Consider the following 19,170-nt stretch of genomic DNA (forward strand, 5'->3'; position numbering starts at 1 on the left):
CAGCTCTACGCCGCCTTTCCGCGCACGTACGCATCTACCGCCGGCTCCCACGCGGACCGGACATCCGGCGCCATGAACATGTGCTCCCACATCTCGCTGAGCAGCTCACCGTCCAAGAACTCGACCATGACCGTCGGCGGCGCCTCCTCCATCAGGATCTGGTAGGCGTACTCACGCGTCTGCTCGTCAGAGAGATCGAAGGCCTTATCTCGTCCGGACCAATAGACGCTGCGAGGAAGCTCGACTGACGCCGTTGCACGCTCGGGCTCTAGAACCCACAGCCGGCCAGGAACGGACAAGGGTCGTCCCGTACGTCGGATCACGGTGCGGAACGAGACGAGCCCGCTCGGCGTACGCACCATCTCGATCGGATCGGGCTCGTCGGAGACCTCGAGTCCAACCGCCCGCATCACGTCGGCGACCTTGCGGAGCTCGGCGCGGCCGTGGCCGGCCTCGAGCTCGATGACGAACCGGCGGCCGACGCCCGCGAGCTCGGCGAGCTCGGCCTGAGTCAGGCCGAGCGTCTTGCGCACGCTGCGCACGAGCTCGCCGATCTCGCCTGGGGACATCGTTGCCATGCCTCCAGCGTACGCTCAAATGTTCCCGACTGGGAACATTCAGGACTGGGTGGCGACGCGGTCCTCGAGCAGGCGGTCGTCGATGTCGCCGGTCTCGCCGTGGGAGGCGGCGGCACGGCCGACGATGAAGACGTACGCGAAGAAGGCGAGCTCGGCGAGGATGCCGATGCCGACGCGGGCCCAGGTGGGTAGGGGCGAGGGGGTGACGAAGGCTTCGATGATGCCTGAGATCAGGAGCACGACGATGAGTCCGAGGGCGATGCCGGCGGCGGTACGGCCCTCACGGGCCATCGACTGCCCGCGGGTCAGCGAGCCGGGGTCGATCCAGGACCAGAAGATCCGCAGGCCGACGGCGCCGGCGACGAAGACCGCGGTCAGCTCCAGCAGCCCGTGAGGAAGGATCAGGCCCCAGAAGAGGCCACCGCGGTCGTGGCGGTGCATCAGGGTGCCGAGGATCGCCAGGTTGGAGATGTTCTGGAACATCGAGTAGATCACCGGCAGCCCGAGCACACCCAGGGCGATGCAGATGAACGAGACCCAGACGTTGTTGACCCAGACCTGGGTGGCGAACGACGAGGCGGCGTGCTCGCTGTAGTAGCCCTCGATGTCGTGCTCGACCAGCTGCTTGACCTGCTCCGGTCCGAGCAACGACTGCTCGACCTCCGGGTGGCGCAGCAGCCACCAGATCATCACCCCGGTGACCACGATGTTGGCCATCATCATCCCCAGCCACCACCAGCGCAGCCGGTAGAGCGCGGCCGGGAACCGATGCGTGAAGAACCGCAGGAAACCCGACCAGGTGCTCGTCCGGGTGCCGGTGGTGCGGTTGCGGGCAGCGGCCAGCAGCACCGAGAGATGCTGGACGGCCGTCGGGTCGGGGGCATTGCTTCGTACGACCGAGAGCTGGGTGCTCACCCGCTGATAGAGCTCGACCAGCTCGTCGGCCTGCGCGCCGCTCAGCCGGCGCTCGGCCAGCAGCTGCTCGAGCCTGGTCCGGTCGGCGGCGGTAGCGGCCAGATACGCGTCGAGATCCACGCCCGCAGCGTACGCTGACCGCCATGACCTCCGCGCCGCAATCGCCCGAGCGACGCCCTCAGGAGCAGCGTCCCCAAGAACGGGAACTGCTCACCGACGACGACCTGATCACCGGGGACGCGGTCGCCCTCGATCTGCCGGCCGCCGGGCTGGGGATGAAGCTGCTGTCGGGCCTCATCGACGTGATCGTGGTGATGGCGCTGCTGATCGTGACGCTGTTCGTCTTCATGACCGCCGCTCCTGCGACCGACGAGGCCCTGGCCTGGGCCGCCTACATCGCGGCCACCGCTTCGGTCCTCGTGGTCTTCCCGACGGCCATCGAGACGCTCACCCGCGGCCGCTCGCTCGGCAAGCTCGCGCTCGGCCTCCGTACGGTGCGCGACGACGGCGGGGCGATCAGCTTCCACCATGCGTTCGTACGCGCCCTGATCGGCGTCGTCGAGATCTACGCCACCAGCGGCGCCGCCGCGTTCCTCACCGCGATGATCCACCCGCGCGGCAAGCGGCTGGGCGACATCGCGGCCGGGACGTACGCCATCCGCGTGCGGGTGCCGCTGCGTCCCCCGGCTCCGATCCAGATGCCTCCGGGGCTCGCGGCCTGGGCCTCCCGGGCGGACGTTGCCACCATCCCGGTCGGCCTGTCCCTGGCGGTGCGACGGTTCCTCTCCGGCGAGGTCGGCACCTACACCGACCCGGTCCGCCGCCACGCTCTCGCCGAGCGTCTGGCGACCCACATGCAGACGTACGTCGCCCCTGGCCCACCTCCGGGCACCCCGCCCGAGGCCTATCTGGCTGCCGTGCTCGCCACCCGCCGCGATCGGGACGCGGCCCGGCTCGCCCGCGACGAGGAGCTCCGGTCGCGGCTCACCGCGCGCTAGGACGTCTTGAGGCGCTTGGCGCTGAGCCCGACCGCCTTCAGCTCCAGCTCGGCCAGCCTCGCCACCACATCCGCGTCGCCATCACGCCAGGCACTGACCGGGTCATCGCTGATCTTGACCAGCTTGTGCAGCGGCTGGGTCGCCATCGCGCGCAGCGCCACCAGATCGGCGGCGGTGCCGGCCTCCAGGAACCGCTGGGTCGAGGTCGCGTTGCGGATGAACCGCCACCGCAGCGGCACGTAGACCATCAGCCACATCAGCACCGGGATGACCACGACCGCGATCGCCAGCCCGAGCGCGATGCTGGAGACGGCCTCGACCTGCGCCTCCCCGGCCGCGCGGAGCTGGTCGGCGGCCTTCGCGGCACCTTCGAACGGGACCGCGATGCCGTCTTTGACCAGCGGCAGGTCATCGACCTTCCCGGCCGCCTCGAGCAGCTTCACGGAGAGCGAGGTGCCGGCGTCGTCCATCTTCTCGCCGGGTACGGCGAGCGCCGAGACCATCTCGTGAACGAATCTGCCGAGAAGGACCCAGCCGGCGATCCACGCCACCGTCAGCAGGTCGGCGAACAGCTGGGCGGCGAGGCGTGGGGGCCTGTCGGCGTACAACTTCATGCCGCTGATCTTCGCGGTTCCGCGCCTACAGATCAGTCACGACACGGGTAGTTCGGGTCAACGTCGGTAGAGCAGGTCGGTGATGACCCGGTCCTTGGCCAGTCCCTTGCGCTCGAACTTGGTCACCGGGCGCTCGCCCCAACGCTCGACGACACCACCGCTCAGCAGCGGCTCGGCGTCGAGGACCTCGACCATCTGCTCGGCGTACTCGACCCAGTCGGTCGCCAGCCGCCAGATCCCGCCGGGCGCCAGCCGCTCCGCGATCATCCGCGCGTTGGTGGGCGTCACCAGGCGCCGCTTGTGGTGGCGGGTCTTGTGCCACGGGTCGGGGAAGAACGTCCAGATCTCGCTGACCGACCCCGGCTCGACCAGGTTCTCGAGCGTCCAGAGCGCGTCGACGCTGCAGAACCGTACGTTCGTCGCGCCCGCGGCGCCCACCCGGGCGAGGCTCTCCGCGACCCCGGGGCGCCACACCTCCAGCGCCAGGATGTTGGCCTCGGGACGGTTGGCCGCCAGCACCGCGGTCGCCTCTCCCACGCCGCCGCCGATGTCGACGATCAGCGGACCCTTCCGGCCGAACCAGCTCTCCAACGAGAACCCGGGCTCGTCGACCGCCTCGTCCGGGATCACCCACTCCGCTGCGTACGCGTCCCAGGCCTTCTGCTGCTTGGGGTCGAGGCGGCTGCCGCGTCGGGTGTAGGTGAGGACCTCGCGGACTGTGCGGCCGTCGTCCAGGAGCTTTTGGTGGGGTCTTGCGGGGCGTACGCCTTTGTCTGGGTCTGTCACTTCTCTTGCCTTGATCTCGTGGCGCGTTCGATCGCTTGACCACAGCAAAGGACCCCCTTCGCCTTGCGGCACCGGGGGCCCTTCACTGTGGATCAGACGATCACTTGATGATCTTCGTGACCCGACCCGCGCCGACGGTGCGACCGCCCTCACGGATAGCGAACTTCAGACCCTCGTCCATCGCGATGGGCTGGATGAGCTCGACCGACATCTCGGTGTTGTCACCCGGCATGACCATCTCGGTGCCCTCGGGGAGGGTCACAACGCCGGTCACGTCCGTGGTCCGGAAGTAGAACTGCGGACGGTAGTTGTTGAAGAACGGGGTGTGACGGCCACCCTCCTCCTTCGAGAGGATGTAGACAGAGCCCTCGAAGTTGGTGTGGGGGGTCGTGGTGCCCGGCTTGATGACAACCATGCCGCGCTCGACGTCCTCGCGCTTGGTGCCGCGGAGCAGCAGCCCGACGTTCTCGCCGGCCTGGCCCTCGTCAAGAAGCTTGCGGAACATCTCGACGCCGGTGACGGTCGACTTCTGCGAGGTCTCGCGGATGCCGACGATCTCGACCTCCTCACCGACCTTGACGATGCCGCGCTCGATACGACCGGTGATGACGGTGCCACGACCGGTGATCGTGAAGACGTCCTCAACGGGCATCAGGAACGGCTTCTCGGTCTCGCGAGCCGGGGTCGGGATGTAGTCGTCGACGGCCTGCATGAGCTCGGCGACGGAGTCCATCCACTTCTGCTCGCCCTGCAGGGCGGGGTAAGCGGCAACGCGGACGACCGGCAGGTCGTCACCCGGGAACTCGTACTCGCTGAGGAGCTCGCGCACCTCCATCTCGACGAGCTCGATGAGCTCCTCGTCGTCGACCATGTCGCACTTGTTGAGCGCGACGACGATCGACGGCACGCCGACCTGGCGGGCCAGGAGCACGTGCTCCTTGGTCTGCGGCATCGGGCCGTCGGTGGCGGCGACCACGAGGATCGCGCCGTCCATCTGCGCGGCACCGGTGATCATGTTCTTGATGTAGTCCGCGTGACCGGGGCAGTCGACGTGCGCGTAGTGGCGCACCTCGGTCTGGTACTCGATGTGCGCGATCGAGATCGTGATACCCCGCTGGCGCTCCTCGGGGGCCTTGTCGATGTCCTCGAACGCGAACTCCGGGTTCAGGTCCGGGTACTTCGCGTGCAGCACCTTCGAGATCGCCGCGGTAAGGGTGGTCTTACCGTGGTCGATGTGACCGATGGTGCCGATGTTGACGTGCGGCTTCGTCCGCTCGAACTTCGCCTTAGCCACTGTGGGCTCCTCCTGGTGTGATTTTCTTACTGACTCGTACTGAAAGGTGTTGCTGCCGAAGTCCCTGGACGGGCGACCCGAAGGTCACTCGCCACGGGCCTTCTTGATGATCTCGTCGGCGACGTTCGTGGGAACCTCGGCGTACGAGTCGAACTCCATCGAGTACGACGCCTGACCGCTGGTCTTGGACCGCAGGTCACCGACGTACCCGAACATCTCTGAAAGCGGGACGAGAGCCTGGACGACCATGTCGCCGTGGCGCTCCTCCTGCGACGACACCTGGCCGCGGCGGGAGTTGATGTCGCCGATGACGGTGCCGAGGTAGGTGTCGGGGGTCGTCACCTCTACCGCGAACATCGGCTCCAGCAGGACGGCCTTCGCCATCCGCGCGGCCTCCTTGAACGCCTGGTTGCCGGCGATCTTGAAGGCGAGCTCGGAGGAGTCGACGTCGTGGTAGGCGCCGTCCTCGAGCGAGACCTTCACATCGACCATGGGGAAGCCGGCGAGGATGCCGAACTCCATGGCGTCCTGAGCACCCTGGTCGACCGAAGGGATGTACTCCTTCGGCACGCGACCACCGGTGACGTTGTTGGCGAACTCGTAGCCCGCACCGAGGCCGGTCTCCTCGTCGATGTTGGGCTCGACGGAGATGACGACCTTGGCGAACTGACCCGAACCACCGGTCTGCTTCTTGTGGGTGTAGCTGTGGTTCGCGACCTTCTTGCGAAGCGTCTCGCGGTAGGCGACCTGCGGCTTGCCGACGGTGGCCTCGACCTTGAACTCGCGCTTCATCCGGTCGACGAAGACCTCCAGGTGGAGCTCGCCCATACCGGCGATGATCGTCTGGCCGGTCTGCTCGTCGGACTTGACCGTGAAGGTCGGGTCCTCCTCGGTGAGGCGCTGGATCGCGGTGCCGAGCTTCTGCTGGTCGCTCTTGGTCTTCGGCTCGATGGCGACCTCGATCACCGGGGCCGGGAAGCTCATCGACTCGAGCACCACCGGGTGGGTCGGGTCGCACAGGGTGTGACCCGTCTTCGACTCCTTCAGACCCATGACCGCGACGATCTGGCCGGCGCCCACCGAGTTGATCTCCTCACGCTTGTTCGCGTGCATCTGGTAGATCTTGCCGATGCGCTCCTTGCGGCCGTTGATCGGGTTGACCACGGTCGCACCCGCCTCGACCTTGCCGGAGTAGACACGCAGGTAGAACAGCTTGCCCAGGTGCGGGTCGGAGGCGATCTTGAAGACCAGGCCGGAGAACGGCTCGTCGTCGGAAGGCTTCCGGGAGACCTCGACCTCCTCGTCCTTGACGTCGTGGCCGATGATCGACTCGACGTCGAGCGGGGAGGGCAGGTAGTCGACGACCGCGTCGAGCAGGGGCTGGACGCCCTTGTTCTTGAACGCGGTGCCGGTGAGGATCGGGTTGAGCTTGTCGGCCAGAGTCGCGCGACGGATGGCGGCCTTCAGGGTGGGCACGTCGAAGACGTCGCCCTCCTCGAGGTAGACCTCCATGATGTCGTCGTCGGCCTCGGCGAGGGTCTCGACCAGCTTCTCGCGGTATTCCGCAGCCTTGTCGGCGAGGTCGGCCGGGATCTCCTCGATCACGTAGTCCTCGCCCATCGCGGTCTCGCCGCGCCAGACCTTGGCGTGCATCTCGACCAGGTCGACGACGCCGATGAAGTCGGACTCGGCGCCGATCGGCAGCTGCAGCACCAGCGGGGTGGCGTGCAGCTTGTCGACGATGGAGTCGACGACCATGTAGAAGTCGGCACCGGTGCGGTCGAGCTTGTTGACGAAGCACATCCGCGGGACGGCGTACTTGTTCGCCTGACGCCACACGGTCTGCGACTGCGGCTCGACACCGGCGACACCGTCGAAGACGGCGACGGCGCCGTCGAGGACGCGCAGCGAGCGCTCGACCTCAACGGTGAAGTCGACGTGCCCGGGGGTGTCGATGATGTTGATCTGGTGGTCCTTCCACCAGCAGGTCGTCGCGGCGGACGTGATCGTGATGCCGCGCTCCTGCTCCTGCTCCATCCAGTCCATCGTGGCAGCGCCGTCGTGGACCTCACCGATCTTGTACGAGATACCGGTGTAGAACAGGATGCGCTCGGTGGTGGTGGTCTTACCGGCATCGATGTGCGCCATGATGCCGATGTTGCGGACCACATTGAGGTCCGTGGTGATGTCGACGGCCACTGTCTTCAGCGTTCCTTAAAGAGATTGTCTTCGGTCTGGATGGGCGGGGTGCCCACATTGTGCGGCAGGCACCCCGCCGTACGTCACCAGCGGTAGTGCGCGAAGGCCTTGTTGGACTCGGCCATCTTGTGGGTGTCCTCACGCTTCTTCACAGCGGCACCGAGGCCGTTGCTCGCGTCGAGGATCTCGTTCATCAGGCGCTCGGCCATCGTCTTCTCACGACGGTCCTGGGCGTAGCCGACGAGCCAGCGCAGCGCGAGCGTGGTGCCACGCGTGCCCTTGACCTCGATCGGAACCTGGTAGGTCGCGCCACCGACACGGCGGGACTTGACCTCGATCGCCGGCTTCACGTTGTCCATGGCGCGCTTGAGCGTGACCACGGGGTCGGTGCCGGTCTTCTCACGGCAGCCCTCGAGCGCGGTGTAGACGATGCGCTGGGCGACCTGCTTCTTGCCGTCCTGGAGGACCTTGCTGACGAGCTGGGTTACGAGCTGCGAGCCGTAGACGGGGTCGACGACGAGCGGACGCTTGGGAGCGGGACCCTTACGAGGCATGTCACTTCTCCTTCTTCGCGCCGTAGCGCGAACGGGCCTGCTTGCGGTTCTTGACACCCTGGGTGTCGAGCGTGCCGCGAATGATCTTGTAACGCACACCGGGGAGGTCCTTCACACGACCGCCGCGGACGAGCACGATGGAGTGCTCCTGAAGGTTGTGACCCACACCCGGGATGTAAGCGGTGACCTCGACGCCAGAGGAGAGGCGCACACGGGCGACCTTCCGGAGGGCGGAGTTCGGCTTCTTCGGGGTGGTGGTGTAGACGCGCGTGCAGACGCCACGGCGCTGCGGCGATCCCTTGAGGGCAGGCGTCTTCGACTTCGTCGCCTTGTCCTCGCGGCCCTTGCGGACCAGCTGGTTGATTGTGGGCACCTCGGTGGTTCCCCTTCTTTTCTGCTCTCACTACGCGGCGCTCTGCCGCGAAGGATCCAATGTTGTGCGTCCAGGTGGTGCGATACCAACTGGTCCCGCCTCGCCCCCGAGGTCGGGCGTGTCGCCCTTACCTCAACGCACACGTTGGCGGATCTTTCGAACCGAATCCCCGTACTGAGGGCGCCGAACCCGGGTCCGAGACCTATCTCTCGAGCTTGTTCCGGGCACGCGCGACGGCCTGGTTGTCCCAGACACGCTTCAGAGGCTACCCGGCGGCTTGAGAGGGGGTCAAAACGGCCCGGATACCACCTCTAAGTGCGGCGAGGACCAGCACCCCCGCAAGCGTACCCAACAGCACCAGAGCGCCACTCGCGTACAGGGTCGTGCGAGCGCCGAAGTGCTCGCCGACGAAGCCGATGAGCGGGGCACCCAGCGGGGTGCCACCCATCAGAACCGTCATGTAGATCGCCATCACCCGGCCGCGGAACTCCGGGGCCGCCTCGGTCTGCATGGTGGCGTTGCAGGCGTTGAGGGTCGTGATCGTGAAGAAGCCGAGCACCGGCGAGATCAGGGCGAAGAGGGCGTACGTCGGCATCAGCCCGGACACGATGACGGTGAGGCCGAACCCGGTCGCCGCCAGCACGATCAGCTTGAGCGGGATCCGGGTGCGGCGGGCGCCGAGCAGGGCGCCGGAGAGCGAGCCGATGGCCAGGACGGTGCCGAGCAGGCCGTACTCGCTGGCGCCCTTGCCGAACTCCTCGGTCGCCATCAGCGCCGAGGTGATCGGGAAGTTCGCCCCGAAGGTGCCGACGAAGAAGATGATCACCAGGACCATCAGCATCTTGGGCTGCGTACGGATGTAGCCGATGCCCTCGCGCAGCATCCCGCTCCGCCGGGCGACGGGGTCGGGCGAGTGCAGCTCGGCGGTGTTCATCCGCTGCAGCTGGCCGATCACGGCGAGGTAGGAGACGGCGTTGATGAGGATCACCCAGCCGGTCGCCTCAGGGCCGCTCCCCAGAGAGCCGATGAGAAGCCCTGCCAGCGCCGGTCCGATCAGACGGGCGAGGTTGAACGAGGCCGAGTTGAGGCCGACGGCGTTGGTGAGGTCGTCGGGGTGGACCATCTCCGAGACGAACGACTGCCGGCCGGGGCCGTCGAAGGCGGCGCCGGTGCCGAAGAGGAACGCGATCACGTAGACCATCCACACCTCGGCGTGGCCGCTCACCGCCAGCACACCGAGGAGCAACGACATCAGCGCCATCCAGCCCTGGGCCACCTGCAGCAGGCGGCGCTTCGGGAAGCGGTCGGCGATGACCCCGGCGTAGGGGCTGAGCAGGAGGATGGGCAGGAACTGCAGGCCCGTGGTGATACCGAGTGCCGCTCCCCCGCCGCCGAGGCTCAGGACCAACCAGTCCTGGGCGATGCGTTGCATCCAGGTGCCGACGTTGGAGACGACACTGCCGGCTAGGTAGAGGCGGTAGTTGTGGCTGCGCAGGGAACGGAACGTGGGGCTCAACTGGTGGCTATTCTCTCCATGATCGAAGCGGCTGTGCGGAGGGCGGCGAGCTCGTCCGCATCGAGGTCGACGAGCTGCTGGGCGAGCCAGGCGTCCCGGCTGAGCCGGTCCTTGCGTACGGTCCGGCTGCCCTCGTCGGTGATCGAGACCAGCACCTGGCGGCGGTCGGTCTCACCCTGGCGGCGGACGACGTAGCCGCCCTCCTCGAGGAAGTTGACCATCCTGGTCATGCTCGGCGGCTGGACGCGCTCGCGCCCGGCGAGAGCGCCGAGGGTCATCTCGTCGTTGGCGTACAACGCCCCGAGCACCGCCATCGACCCCAGGGAGAGGTCGTTGTCGGGGTGGCGCTCGTTGGCCAGTCGGCGGCGCATCCGCATGACGGAGGTGCGCAGCACCGAGGCGACCTCGGGGATGTCGGAGGCCGCGTCGGGCGCGGAGGCTGGCTGTGCGGTAGGCATGTCGGCAAGCATAACTGCTTACCGGCGCTAACTATTCCGCCGAGAGACGGCGCCCGGGTGAGGGCGCCGTCACAGAGTCAGGACATCGCGGCGAGCATCAGGATGTCGTCGCGGCTGTACGTACGGCCGGGGTGCGCCTCCGCGAGGTGCTCCTGCACCTTCTCGACCAGCTCGTCGTCGGTCTCCGTGCGGAAGTTGGCGCCACAGGGGCAGCGGAGCGAAGCCATCAGGGACCTCCCAGGTCGTCGGGGCCATGCCGAGAAATGCTCGACAGCCCCAGACTATCGCCCACCCAAGGGCCACTAAGGTTGGGAGGCATGAGCGACCAGTATCCCGACGACGACTATTCCGGCACCTACCCGGAGCAGCAGTACGAAGGGTACGACGGCGGCGACTATTACACCGAGGACGGCGGCTACCCCCAGGCCTACGGCTACGACGAGCCGCCTGTCGAGGAGCCGGTCCAGGCCGCTCCCGAGCCGAAGATCGAGCTCGTCGACCAGGACGGCATCCGCGCCTTCGAGCTCGCCACCCTCGGCTGGCTGGTCGGGTTCGTCGCCCTGCTCCCCTTCTGGGGCCTGCTCAACGACCGCGGCTGGACCTGGTGGATCTGGACCTGCCTGGCCGCCTTCGGCATCGGCGCGATCGGCATCGAGCTGACCCGGCGCCGCAAGGCCCGCCGGCTGCGCGCCGAGGGCCTCGCCTAGAACCGCTCGGCTAGAAGGCCTCGGCGTCGTCGCTGATCGTGTCGAAGACCGGGTCCGGCAGCGGCTGCGGCTCGTGCTTCTTCGCCAGCCGCACCTCCGAGTGCGCACCGCACCCGTGGTTGAGGCTGACCACCTTGCCGTCGTCGTTGGCGTCGCCGTTGGCGCAGACACCGAAGCTCGTGGCCAGGTGGCCGGTCAGCCGGACCAGGAAGCCACAGCTGTGGCACTGGTCGGGGGCTGCCTGCGCGAGCGGCGCCTCGGGGCCGCCGTCACCGGCGTACCACCGCTCGGCGGCGGCGTCGAAGCCGGAGACGGACAGCGTCCGGACACGGCCGAGGCCGAGGTCCTTGGCGACCTCGCGCACCTGAGCCTTCTCGTCGGCGTCGAGCGGGTCGTCACCGAAGGCGTACGTCGGGACCAGCCGTGCGTCGTCGTCCTCGACCGGGAGCAGATCACCGGGCGAGAGGTCGCCCGGCTTGATCCGTTCGCGGTAGGGCACCCAGGCCGGCGCGACGATCGCGGCGTCACCGGGGACGAGGACGACCTCGTTGATGGTCACCGGAGCATCGACACCGAATCCCGGGCCATCGAGTGAGGGCACGGTGACGAGCGTGACCGACCAGTGCCACCCGACGTAGCCCTTGCGGGTGCAGGCGAACAGGTGGGTCACTACGCCCGGGCCGGCACCCTTCTCGACCACATGGCCGAGATGTTCTCCGACGTCACCGGCTGGCACGTCGGACAGGAGCGCGGCGCGGGCCTCGTCGACGGCAGCGACGGCCGTCGCATCGGCGTACGGGGTCGTGATCACGGACCACATCTTCACCCACATGCGCCTCAGGTGCCACTTCGGGGTCACCTTGCGCCACCACAACCTGAACTTCCGCACAACGCGTGATCCTCCCAGACGTACGCCTCTACTGCACAGTCACGACAGCCCTTGAAATGACCAACACCCGCCGGAGCGTGGCTACGGCGGGTGTTGGTGACGCTTGGCTACTGAAGAGCGCGCGTGGAGACCATGGAGAGGACGTACTCGACGAGCGAGATCAGCGTCGCCTTGGTCGACTGACGGTCGCGAGCGTCACAGGTGACGATCGGGATGTCCGGGCGCAGAGCCAGGGCCTCGCGGATCTGCTCCGGCTTGTAGGCCTGGTTGGCGCCGAAGACGTTGTGGGCCACGACGAACGGCACGTTGCGGGACTCGAAGTAGTCGATCGCGCCGAAGGAGTCGGCGAGGCGACGGGTGTCGATGAGCACCACGGCGCCGATGGCGCCCTGGGTCAGGTCGTCCCACATGAACCAGAAGCGGTTCTGACCGGGGGTGCCGAACAGGTAGAGGATCAGGTCGGAGTCGAGGGAGACTCGACCGAAGTCCATGGCGACCGTGGTCGTCTTCTTGTTGGGCACTGCGGAGAGGTCGTCGACGCCGGCGGTCGCCTGCGTCATCACGGCCTCGGTCGTCAGGGGGACGATCTCCGAGACGGAGCCCACGAAGGTCGTCTTACCAACGCCGAACCCGCCGGCGATGACGATCTTCGCAGACATCGTCGCCTGCTTGGAGTCGGTGGTCACTGCATTACTCCTGTCAAAGCTTCCTCAGGCCGGACAGCACGCGCTCGAGGAGAGCGGTGTCCGGGGCGTCCGGGACCTTGCTGGCGTGCACCTGCACCACGCCGCGCTCCGCAAGGTCACCGATCAGGACTCGGGCGACACCCAGGGGCACCCGGATGAGCGCCGCGACCTCAGCGACGGAACGGCTCTCGCGGCAGAGCTCTGCGATCGTCCGCTCCTCGGGCGACCGGACGTAGCCGTCGATCACGTAACGGTCAGTGATCACCAGTGCTTCCATCGGGAAGACGCGCTTGGGTTGCGTGCGGCCACGGGTCAGGGCATAAGGCCTGACCAGCGGCGGCGGTTCGGATGCGTGGTTGCTCACGATCTCGGTCCTAGGGTCGGGGCACTGATCAGGCGCCGGTTCTGGTATCGGGGGTGAGGGCGGTGGCAACACGCGAGATCAACAGCTGCATCTGGTAGCCAACCTGTCCCAGATCGCAGTCGGGGGCGGCGAGGGCAGCAAGGCTGGAGCCCTCACCAACCGCCATGAGGACCAGATAGCCACCGTCCATCTCGATGACCATCTGCTGGACATTACCCGCCGCGAAGCACCGAGCTGCTCCTTGGGTAAGACTGGTGAGACCGGAGGCGATCGCCGAGAGCTGGTCGGCCCGGTCCGGGGGGAAGTCGACGGAGCTGGCCATCGGCATGCCATCAGCCGACACCAAGATCGCGTGAGCGATGTCAGGGGTGCGCTGGGTCAGGCTGTCGACAAGCCAGTCCAGTCCTGCGGGGGCCGTTGTCACTGCTGCTCCTCACCTTCGGGGTTGCTTTCCGCATCAGCGGGGTTGTTGCGGGCGCGGCTGACGCCCTTCTGGAAGCTGGACATGCCACGGGTGCGGCGCGCGTCCATGTTACGCGGACCTGATGACGGTGGTGTGACCGCCGGGGCAGCACCTGGGATCAGGTTCTGACCCGGGACACGGACGGGGAGGCCACCCTGGGTGATCGTCGCCGGCTCCTGCTCCTGCAGCTGCTCCAGCTCCTGCGCCCGGCGCCAGCCCTCGTCGCCCGGCGAGGACCAGCTCGTCGGCGTGGTCGGCTCGTCGTCCTGAGCGACCGGTTCGTCGACCGGCTCGCTCGCGGGGGCGGGCGCCGGACGGGGAACGTCGGGCTTGGGTCCCGGACCGGCCTTGGCGGCCGGGGCGATCGGGTCGCTGAGCGGGTCGCCCTTGGTCTCCATCGCCCGGCGCGCGCCGAGCGGGCGACGACGGGTGAACCACTCGGACTGCAGGTCGTCGAAGATCGAGCTGCCCTCGTCGTCGAGGATCGGAACCTCGGTGGTCGAGTCGAGCGGGTTCGGCGAGTTGGTCGGCTCCGGAGCCATCGGGCCCATCGGGCTCGGGGCGATCGCGTCACCGGCCGGACCGAACGGGTCGTCGTCGGGACCGAAGCCCGGCGGCGGCGTACGCGGCGCCGTGCGCTCGTTGGGGCGCTCGAAGGTGCGGAACGCGCCCGTGTCGGTGCCGAACGGGCTGCCGCCCTGCATGCCCGGGTCGCGACGCGGCAGCTCGCCGGTCTCGGTGCTCGGGTCGAAGCGACCGTCGGGGAAGCGCGCGGCCAGGTCCTCGGCCTTGCGAACCGGCAGCATGTTGGACAGGAAGTTCTGCTGCTGGCCGCTGGGGCTCTGCTGCGGGGCCGGCGGCTGGTTGGCGCCGAACGGGTCGCCGCCGAACGGGTCTCCCCCGTACTGCGGCTGGCCACCGCTGAACTGCTGCGGCTGCGCCGGGAAGCTGCCCGTACGCGCGCCCGGACCCTCGAACCCCGGGTCGCCCGGCATCGGCGGGACACCACCGTATGCGGGCAGCTGGCCGGTCTGCGGGCCGCTCTGACCGAAGCCGTTGTGCTGGCCCGAGTGACCGTTGGCACCCTGCTGCTGGAAGGCCGGCGCACCGCCGTTGGACAGGTTGGGGTGGTTGGACGCACCGGGCGTACGGCTCGGCAGGGCCGGGGGTGCTGCGGCGGAAGCCGCGGGCGCCTCGGGGGCCGGAAGGGCGCCGACCGGCACGTCGTAGGGGTTGCCACCTGCGTACGGCTGGGCGTCGTAGGCGGGCATCCCGTACTGCATCTCGTAGGGAAGCTCGCCGGTGCCCGGGTAGGCGCCGGCCTGCTGGCCATAGCCGCCCTGCTGGAAGGCGTAGGCGTCGAAGCCCTGCTGCTGGCCCGACGGGGCCTCGGCGTGAGCGCCGACGATCGTGGTGACCGGCATCTCGACGCGCGCGACCACACCGCGGGGGCGGTTGGGAACGAGCTCGATGTAGAGACCGTGACGCGCCGCCAGGCGCGCGACCACGACCAGACCCATCATCCGGGCGACGTCGGCGTCGAGGCCCGTCGCACGGCGCAGCTTCATGTTGGCCGCGTCGAGCTCCTCCGGCGTCATGCCGATTCCGAGGTCCTCGATCTCGACCAGCAGCGGCGCGGCGGGGCCGGCGCGGAAGGTGCGGATCGTGACCGCGGTGTCGGGCGGGGAGAAGTTGGTGGCGTTCTCGATCAGCTCCGCGAGGAGGTGCACGAGGTCACCCGCGATCGCGCCTTCGAACTCGGCGTTCTCGTCGGAGTCGATGTCGACCCGGGCGAACTGCTCGATCTCGGAGGCGGCGGCACGGAGCACGTCGAGGACCGGGACCGGACCACGAGCCGCGTGGCCGATCTCGCCACCGGCGAGAACCAGGAGGGACTCGTCGTTGCGGCGCATTCGGGTGGCGAGGTGGTCCAGGCGGAACAGGTTCGCGAGGTCGTCGGGGTCCTGCTCGTTGGCCTCGAGCTGGTCGATGAGCTGGAGCTGACGCTCGACGAGGCTCTGCGAACGGCGCGAGAGGTTCATGAACATCTTGTCGACGTTCGTACGCAGCTCGGCCTGCTCGCCCGCCAGCCGGATCGCCTCGACGTGGACCGCGTCGAACGCGTCCGCGACGTCACCGATCTCGTCTCGACGCGCGATGTCCAGAGGCTCCACATGTGTATCCACCGGGCCTTCGGCCTGGTTCATGTAGGCGACTCGCTCGGGCAGGTCGTGGTTGGCCAGGTTGTAGGCCAGACGACGCAGCTGGCTCAGCGGCGACAGGATCGAGCGGGCCGCGACCAGACCGACGGCGAGGGCGAAGATCAGAACACCGAGAACGAGGAGACCGATGACGATGGCGTCGCGGGTCGCGTCGCTCTTGATCTGCTCGACGTCGTCGCTGATCTCCTGCGCGGTCTGGACGATCATCTTCTGCAGGCCACGGATGAACTCCGTGCTGGCCTGGGTGTACTGGTCCGGGGTCATCTTGACCCGGTCCATGCTGCCGCTGGAGATCACCTGGTTGACGACCCGGTGGGCAGGCGCCCCGACCGAGCCCTGGTCGGTGGTCTCGTTGGTCAGCTCGTCGAGCTGCTGCCGGATGTTGTCGGACGTCTTGGCGTAGTAGTCAGCCGTGGACAGACGCCACTTGGCCTCGGCGCGGGCAAGCTCTGCGAACTGTTCGTCGGTGAGAACGTCGGGGTTGACCGCGCCGTCCTTCTCCGCGGCCGCCTTGGCGCCCAGCGCCTGCATCATGATCATGCGCTCGACGCCCATCGCCTCCGAGGCGGGACGTACGTTGCTGATCGCCGAGATCTTGGAGAAGACCTCGTCGTTCTCCAGCGTGGGCATCTGCGCCGAGATCCCGAAGAGGTTGTTCATCACGGTCGTGTAGGCCAGCTGGGCCTCGACCGCGGTGTCCCGCTCCTGGATCTGCGCCCGCAGGTCGTCGATGCCGTTCAGCGCCTGCTGGATCTCGACGATGCTGTTCTCGAGGTCCTTGTCGTCGCCGGCGTCGATCTCCTTCGCCTTGGCGCTCCAAGCCTCGATCGACTCGTCGGTCTTCTGCTGCAGAGGCCGCATGACGACCTCGGGAACACCCGCGAGCGCACCGTCACGCTCGAACAGGATGTTGATCGCGAGTTGGTAGGTGTCAGGCAGTGCCTGGGCGACAGTCTCGGCCTGGCGTGCTTCCGCCTGGGCTGAGAGGGCGCGCGAAATGCTCAACCCGCCGAACACCATCGCCGCGATGGTCGGGATGAGCAGCACGAAGATGAGGCGCGCTCGAATTCCCTGCCAGGGCTTACGTTCCGGACGGTGGGTTGTGCTTGCGTATGGCTCGGCCATTACTCCCTCTCGTGGCCATGTCACATCATTCCCGAGAGGCATGCACCGTCTGTGGCGCATACCCCAGTCCCCCGCCGCGAAGTCTGCTGGCACCCGGGCGTACCTGTCTGCAGTCTTTGGCGACGCAAACTTACGTCATAAGTGGTCTCGATTACCAATGGTGTACGAAATCATTTGCAAATCTATGGAGGGGTAGGCGGAGTATAGGCCCCACCCGCACGAGGGACGACATGGCGAGCCATCCGTGGATGCCGTCGACGCCGGAGAGGGGAATACCTCACGCGTCCCTGGGCGCTGAGGACTAGGCTCTCCCGCGTCGGCCGTCACAGTCGCCGGGCGACGTACGTTCGTAGCGCTGATGCGCGAGGAAGGGGCAAGCTGCCGTGCCTACTGGCAAGGTCAAGTGGTTCGACGCCACCAAGGGCTTCGGGTTTCTGTCGCAGGACGACGGTCCGGACGTGTACGTCCACGCCGACGCGCTCCCCGAGGGCGCTGCCAAGACCTTGAAGGCCGGCACCCGGGTGGAGTTCGGCATCGCCCAGGGGCGCCGCGGTGAGCAGGCGCTCTCGGTGACCATTCTGGAGCGCTCCCCGTCCGTCGCCGGGCGCCAGCGTGCCGCCAAGCGCCGCAAGCCCGAGGAGATGGAGCTGATCGTCGAGAACGTGATCAAGCTCCTCGACGACATCCGCGACGGCTACGCCCAGGGCCGCCCGCCCACGCGCGAGCTGGCCAAGAAGGTCTCCCCCGCGCTGCGCCAGATCGCCGACGAGTTCGAGCTCTAGGTCCGCTAGATCCAGCTCAGGTCTGGGATCAGGGTCTGCACGCCGACCACGAGGCCGGCGACGTTCACCGCCAGGAGGACGAGGATCCATAGCACCGACGGGATGCCGGTCAGACCGGCGAGCTGGTCGGGGTCGGAGCCGCGGCGACCTCGCTCGCCGCGGCCGAGGAGCTCCAGGAGCGGCCTCGGTGAGGCGAGCAGGAGCAGCCAGGTGACCAGCGTGGCGACGATGGTCTGGATGCGGCCGTCGGCGTACCAGCTGATCGCGCCCAGGGCGGCGCCGAGGACCAGCAGGACGACGAGGCCGTAGCCGTTGCGTACCCACAGCAGCAGCACGAGCATCGCCGCCACCAGGAGCCACAGCAGCCCCAGGGCGTGCCCCGCGGCGAGCATGGTCGCGCTGAGCAGGCCGAGGAGCGCCGGGGCGAGGTAGCCGGCGGCGAGCATCGCCACCATCCCCGGCCCGGACGGCTTGCCGCGCGAGAGGGTGACGCCCGAGGTGTCGGAGTGGAGCTTGATCCCGGCCAGGCGTCTTCCCACCAGGACCGCGACCACTGCGTGACCGGCCTCGTGGACGACGGTGACGCCGAGACGTACGGTGCGCCAGCTCCCACGCCACACGACCAGCACCAGCGCGACGAGCCCGGCGCCGATCAGCCAAGGCGCTTCGGGGACGGTCTGGGTCGCGGTGATCGTGTCCCAGAACTCCCTCACGCCGCCGCCTCCGTAGCGCAAACGCCAGAATACGAAGGCGACGGCGTGTTGTGCTCGTGGTTCACTCGCTGACGCTCGCTCACTTCGCCGCCTTCTGGTTCATCGATCCGGAGCGGAAGCCCCGTGGGTCGATCTCCGCGGCGGGGAATCCTGCTTCGGTCACTGTCTTGAGCACCTCGTCGGCATGGTGGGGGTCGAGAGGCAGGAGGGTAGCGGACAGCTCCACGGTGGCCCTCTCCCCATGGTCACGCACGCGCAGGTCCACCCTGGCGGCGTCGTGTCCGCGGGCGGCCAGGACGCTGCGTATGCCCTGCTCTGCTCTCTCCACGCGCGCGAGGCGCCTCGGGGTGACCTCGAGGCCATAGGCGATCCGGCTGGAGAGGCAGGCCGCGGCCGGCTTGTCCCAGGTCGGCAGCTCCCAGCGGCGCGAGGCCTCGCGGATCTGCGCCTTGGTCAGCCCCGCGTCCCTGAGCGGGGTGATCGCACCGCGCTCGGCGGCCGCACGAATGCCGGGCCGGAGGCCGTTGAGACCCTCGATCGCGTCGTCGGCGTTGGTGCCGGTGGCCACGTGGGCAAGGCCCAGCTCACGGGCCAGCGGCACGAGGGTGTCGAGCAGCTCCGCCTTGCAGAAGAAGCAACGGTCGGCGCCGTTGGCCCGGTAGCCCTCCCGCTCCATCTCGTGGGTCTGCGGGGTGATCAGGCGTACGCCGAGGCCCTTCGCGAACTCGGCGGCCGGGTCCCTCTCGGCGATCGGAAGACTGTGCGAATAGCCGGTCGCGGCGGCGACGTTGTCGCTGCCCAGAGCTCTGGCCGCGGCCGCCAGGAGGAAGGCGCTGTCGGCGCCGCCGGAGAAGGCGACCAGCACGCTTCCCCGAGTCTTGAGATCCGCTTCGAGAGCGTTGAGCCGTTGGTCGAGGTCGGACACGCTCCGACC

At 68.1% G+C, this 19,170-nt stretch carries 21 protein-coding genes; 3 read left to right on the top strand and 18 right to left on the bottom strand.

From position 1 onward, the window contains the following. Window positions 1–5 precede the first annotated feature (5 nt). Together OG801_RS10475 and OG801_RS10480 are read right to left on the bottom strand one after the other, a co-directional pair. A complete protein-coding gene (locus OG801_RS10475) occupies window positions 6–578 on the bottom strand; it encodes a helix-turn-helix transcriptional regulator (RefSeq protein ID WP_406035657.1) in 573 nt (190 codons plus the stop codon). Window positions 579–617: 39 nt separating this feature from the next. Then, window positions 618–1,613, bottom strand: a complete 996-nt coding sequence (locus tag OG801_RS10480; RefSeq protein ID WP_406035659.1) for a stage II sporulation protein M — start codon at window positions 1,611–1,613, stop codon at window positions 618–620. Window positions 1,614–1,636: 23 nt separating this feature from the next. Here OG801_RS10480 and OG801_RS10485 point away from each other — a divergent pair, with 23 nt between their 5' ends. Then, on the top strand, window positions 1,637–2,491 hold the full coding sequence (locus OG801_RS10485; RefSeq protein WP_406035661.1) for an RDD family protein: 855 nt from the start codon (window positions 1,637–1,639) through the stop codon (window positions 2,489–2,491). On the opposite strand, the gene OG801_RS10490 is transcribed toward OG801_RS10485, so the two are convergent. From OG801_RS10490 to OG801_RS10530, 9 genes are all read right to left on the bottom strand, one after another. Further along, the gene (locus OG801_RS10490; RefSeq protein WP_406035663.1) at window positions 2,488–3,105 is read right to left on the bottom strand and encodes a hypothetical protein; all 618 of its coding nucleotides are present in this window, start codon (window positions 3,103–3,105) and stop codon (window positions 2,488–2,490) included. The two genes, OG801_RS10485 and OG801_RS10490, sit on opposite strands and share 4 nt — an antisense overlap. Window positions 3,106–3,162: 57 nt before the next feature. Then, window positions 3,163–3,891: a tRNA (guanosine(46)-N7)-methyltransferase TrmB gene (gene trmB, locus OG801_RS10495; protein WP_406035665.1), complete on the bottom strand. Its 729-nt coding sequence runs from the start codon at window positions 3,889–3,891 to the stop codon at window positions 3,163–3,165. Window positions 3,892–3,991: 100 nt separating this feature from the next. Then, window positions 3,992–5,185: an elongation factor Tu gene (gene tuf, locus OG801_RS10500; protein ID WP_355017741.1), complete on the bottom strand. Its 1,194-nt coding sequence runs from the start codon at window positions 5,183–5,185 to the stop codon at window positions 3,992–3,994. Between the two features lie 84 nt (window positions 5,186–5,269). Continuing rightward, the gene (gene fusA / locus OG801_RS10505) at window positions 5,270–7,333 is read right to left on the bottom strand and encodes an elongation factor G (RefSeq protein WP_406036265.1); all 2,064 of its coding nucleotides are present in this window, start codon (window positions 7,331–7,333) and stop codon (window positions 5,270–5,272) included. Between the two features lie 134 nt (window positions 7,334–7,467). Continuing rightward, entirely contained in the window at window positions 7,468–7,938 is a 471-nt protein-coding gene (rpsG, locus tag OG801_RS10510) for a 30S ribosomal protein S7 (protein WP_141806234.1), read from the bottom strand. A 1-nt stretch (window position 7,939) separates the two neighbouring features. Further along, window positions 7,940–8,311: a 30S ribosomal protein S12 gene (gene rpsL / locus OG801_RS10515; RefSeq protein WP_091052356.1), complete on the bottom strand. Its 372-nt coding sequence runs from the start codon at window positions 8,309–8,311 to the stop codon at window positions 7,940–7,942. A 265-nt stretch (window positions 8,312–8,576) separates the two neighbouring features. Then, window positions 8,577–9,827 (bottom strand): MFS transporter, encoded by a 1,251-nt coding sequence (locus OG801_RS10520; RefSeq protein ID WP_355017739.1) that lies wholly within the window; start codon window positions 9,825–9,827, stop codon window positions 8,577–8,579. Then, window positions 9,824–10,285, bottom strand: coding sequence for a MarR family winged helix-turn-helix transcriptional regulator (locus tag OG801_RS10525; RefSeq protein ID WP_406035668.1), 462 nt, complete (start codon window positions 10,283–10,285; stop codon window positions 9,824–9,826). Before OG801_RS10525 ends, OG801_RS10520 begins: the two co-directional genes overlap by 4 nt. A gap of 77 nt (window positions 10,286–10,362) precedes the next feature. Continuing rightward, window positions 10,363–10,512, bottom strand: a complete 150-nt coding sequence (locus OG801_RS10530; RefSeq protein ID WP_406035670.1) for a DUF1059 domain-containing protein — start codon at window positions 10,510–10,512, stop codon at window positions 10,363–10,365. A 90-nt stretch (window positions 10,513–10,602) separates the two neighbouring features. On the opposite strand from OG801_RS10530, the gene OG801_RS10535 reads away from it, so the two are divergent. After that, on the top strand, window positions 10,603–10,992 hold the full coding sequence (locus OG801_RS10535) for a DUF2530 domain-containing protein (protein WP_406035671.1): 390 nt from the start codon (window positions 10,603–10,605) through the stop codon (window positions 10,990–10,992). Between the two features lie 10 nt (window positions 10,993–11,002). On the opposite strand, the gene OG801_RS10540 is transcribed toward OG801_RS10535, so the two are convergent. The 5 genes from OG801_RS10540 to OG801_RS10560 all read right to left on the bottom strand — a co-directional run bounded on the left by OG801_RS10540 (window position 11,003) and on the right by OG801_RS10560 (window position 16,663). Then, window positions 11,003–11,812: a DUF3027 domain-containing protein gene (locus OG801_RS10540; RefSeq protein WP_406029261.1), complete on the bottom strand. Its 810-nt coding sequence runs from the start codon at window positions 11,810–11,812 to the stop codon at window positions 11,003–11,005. A gap of 176 nt (window positions 11,813–11,988) precedes the next feature. Beyond that, on the bottom strand, window positions 11,989–12,540 hold the full coding sequence (locus OG801_RS10545) for an ATP/GTP-binding protein (RefSeq protein WP_084101379.1): 552 nt from the start codon (window positions 12,538–12,540) through the stop codon (window positions 11,989–11,991). Between the two features lie 40 nt (window positions 12,541–12,580). After that, on the bottom strand, window positions 12,581–12,931 hold the full coding sequence (locus OG801_RS10550) for a DUF742 domain-containing protein (RefSeq protein ID WP_008360948.1): 351 nt from the start codon (window positions 12,929–12,931) through the stop codon (window positions 12,581–12,583). Between the two features lie 28 nt (window positions 12,932–12,959). Next, window positions 12,960–13,355, bottom strand: coding sequence for a roadblock/LC7 domain-containing protein (locus OG801_RS10555; RefSeq protein ID WP_008360946.1), 396 nt, complete (start codon window positions 13,353–13,355; stop codon window positions 12,960–12,962). After that, window positions 13,352–16,663 carry a nitrate- and nitrite sensing domain-containing protein gene (locus tag OG801_RS10560; RefSeq protein ID WP_406035673.1) on the bottom strand — a complete coding sequence of 1,104 codons (3,312 nt, stop codon included), beginning with the start codon at window positions 16,661–16,663 and terminating at the stop codon, window positions 13,352–13,354. The genes OG801_RS10555 and OG801_RS10560 overlap by 4 nt, the downstream gene beginning before the upstream one ends. A 461-nt stretch (window positions 16,664–17,124) precedes the next feature. Here OG801_RS10560 and OG801_RS10565 point away from each other — a divergent pair, with 461 nt between their 5' ends. Next, a complete protein-coding gene (locus OG801_RS10565) occupies window positions 17,125–17,523 on the top strand; it encodes a cold shock domain-containing protein (protein WP_160026974.1) in 399 nt (132 codons plus the stop codon). A 5-nt stretch (window positions 17,524–17,528) separates the two neighbouring features. On the opposite strand, the gene OG801_RS10570 is transcribed toward OG801_RS10565, so the two are convergent. Both OG801_RS10570 and OG801_RS10575 read right to left on the bottom strand, forming a co-directional pair. Then, window positions 17,529–18,236, bottom strand: a complete 708-nt coding sequence (locus OG801_RS10570) for a M50 family metallopeptidase (protein WP_355017735.1) — start codon at window positions 18,234–18,236, stop codon at window positions 17,529–17,531. Between the two features lie 79 nt (window positions 18,237–18,315). Then, a complete protein-coding gene (locus OG801_RS10575; protein ID WP_406035675.1) occupies window positions 18,316–19,161 on the bottom strand; it encodes an ExsB family transcriptional regulator in 846 nt (281 codons plus the stop codon). Window positions 19,162–19,170 lie beyond the last annotated feature (9 nt).

Source organism: Nocardioides sp. NBC_00163 (assembly GCF_045206295.1).
Classification (GTDB): Bacteria; Actinomycetota; Actinomycetes; order Propionibacteriales; family Nocardioidaceae; genus Nocardioides.

Bases quoted from the DNA above. Each gene is read 5' to 3' on its own strand.
- OG801_RS10475 (WP_406035657.1), bottom strand. From the start codon at position 578: ATGGCAACGATGTCCCCAGGCGAGATCGGCGAGCTCGTGCGCAGCGTG.
- OG801_RS10485 (WP_406035661.1), top strand. From the start codon at position 1,637: ATGACCTCCGCGCCGCAATCGCCCGAGCGACGCCCTCAGGAGCAGCGT.
- OG801_RS10490 (WP_406035663.1), bottom strand. From the start codon at position 3,105: ATGAAGTTGTACGCCGACAGGCCCCCACGCCTCGCCGCCCAGCTGTTC.
- fusA (WP_406036265.1), bottom strand. From the start codon at position 7,333: ATGGCGCACATCGATGCCGGTAAGACCACCACCACCGAGCGCATCCTG.
- rpsG (WP_141806234.1), bottom strand. From the start codon at position 7,938: ATGCCTCGTAAGGGTCCCGCTCCCAAGCGTCCGCTCGTCGTCGACCCC.
- OG801_RS10525 (WP_406035668.1), bottom strand. From the start codon at position 10,285: ATGCCTACCGCACAGCCAGCCTCCGCGCCCGACGCGGCCTCCGACATC.
- OG801_RS10530 (WP_406035670.1), bottom strand. From the start codon at position 10,512: ATGGCTTCGCTCCGCTGCCCCTGTGGCGCCAACTTCCGCACGGAGACC.
- OG801_RS10535 (WP_406035671.1), top strand. From the start codon at position 10,603: ATGAGCGACCAGTATCCCGACGACGACTATTCCGGCACCTACCCGGAG.
- OG801_RS10540 (WP_406029261.1), bottom strand. From the start codon at position 11,812: ATGTGGTCCGTGATCACGACCCCGTACGCCGATGCGACGGCCGTCGCT.
- OG801_RS10545 (WP_084101379.1), bottom strand. From the start codon at position 12,540: ATGTCTGCGAAGATCGTCATCGCCGGCGGGTTCGGCGTTGGTAAGACG.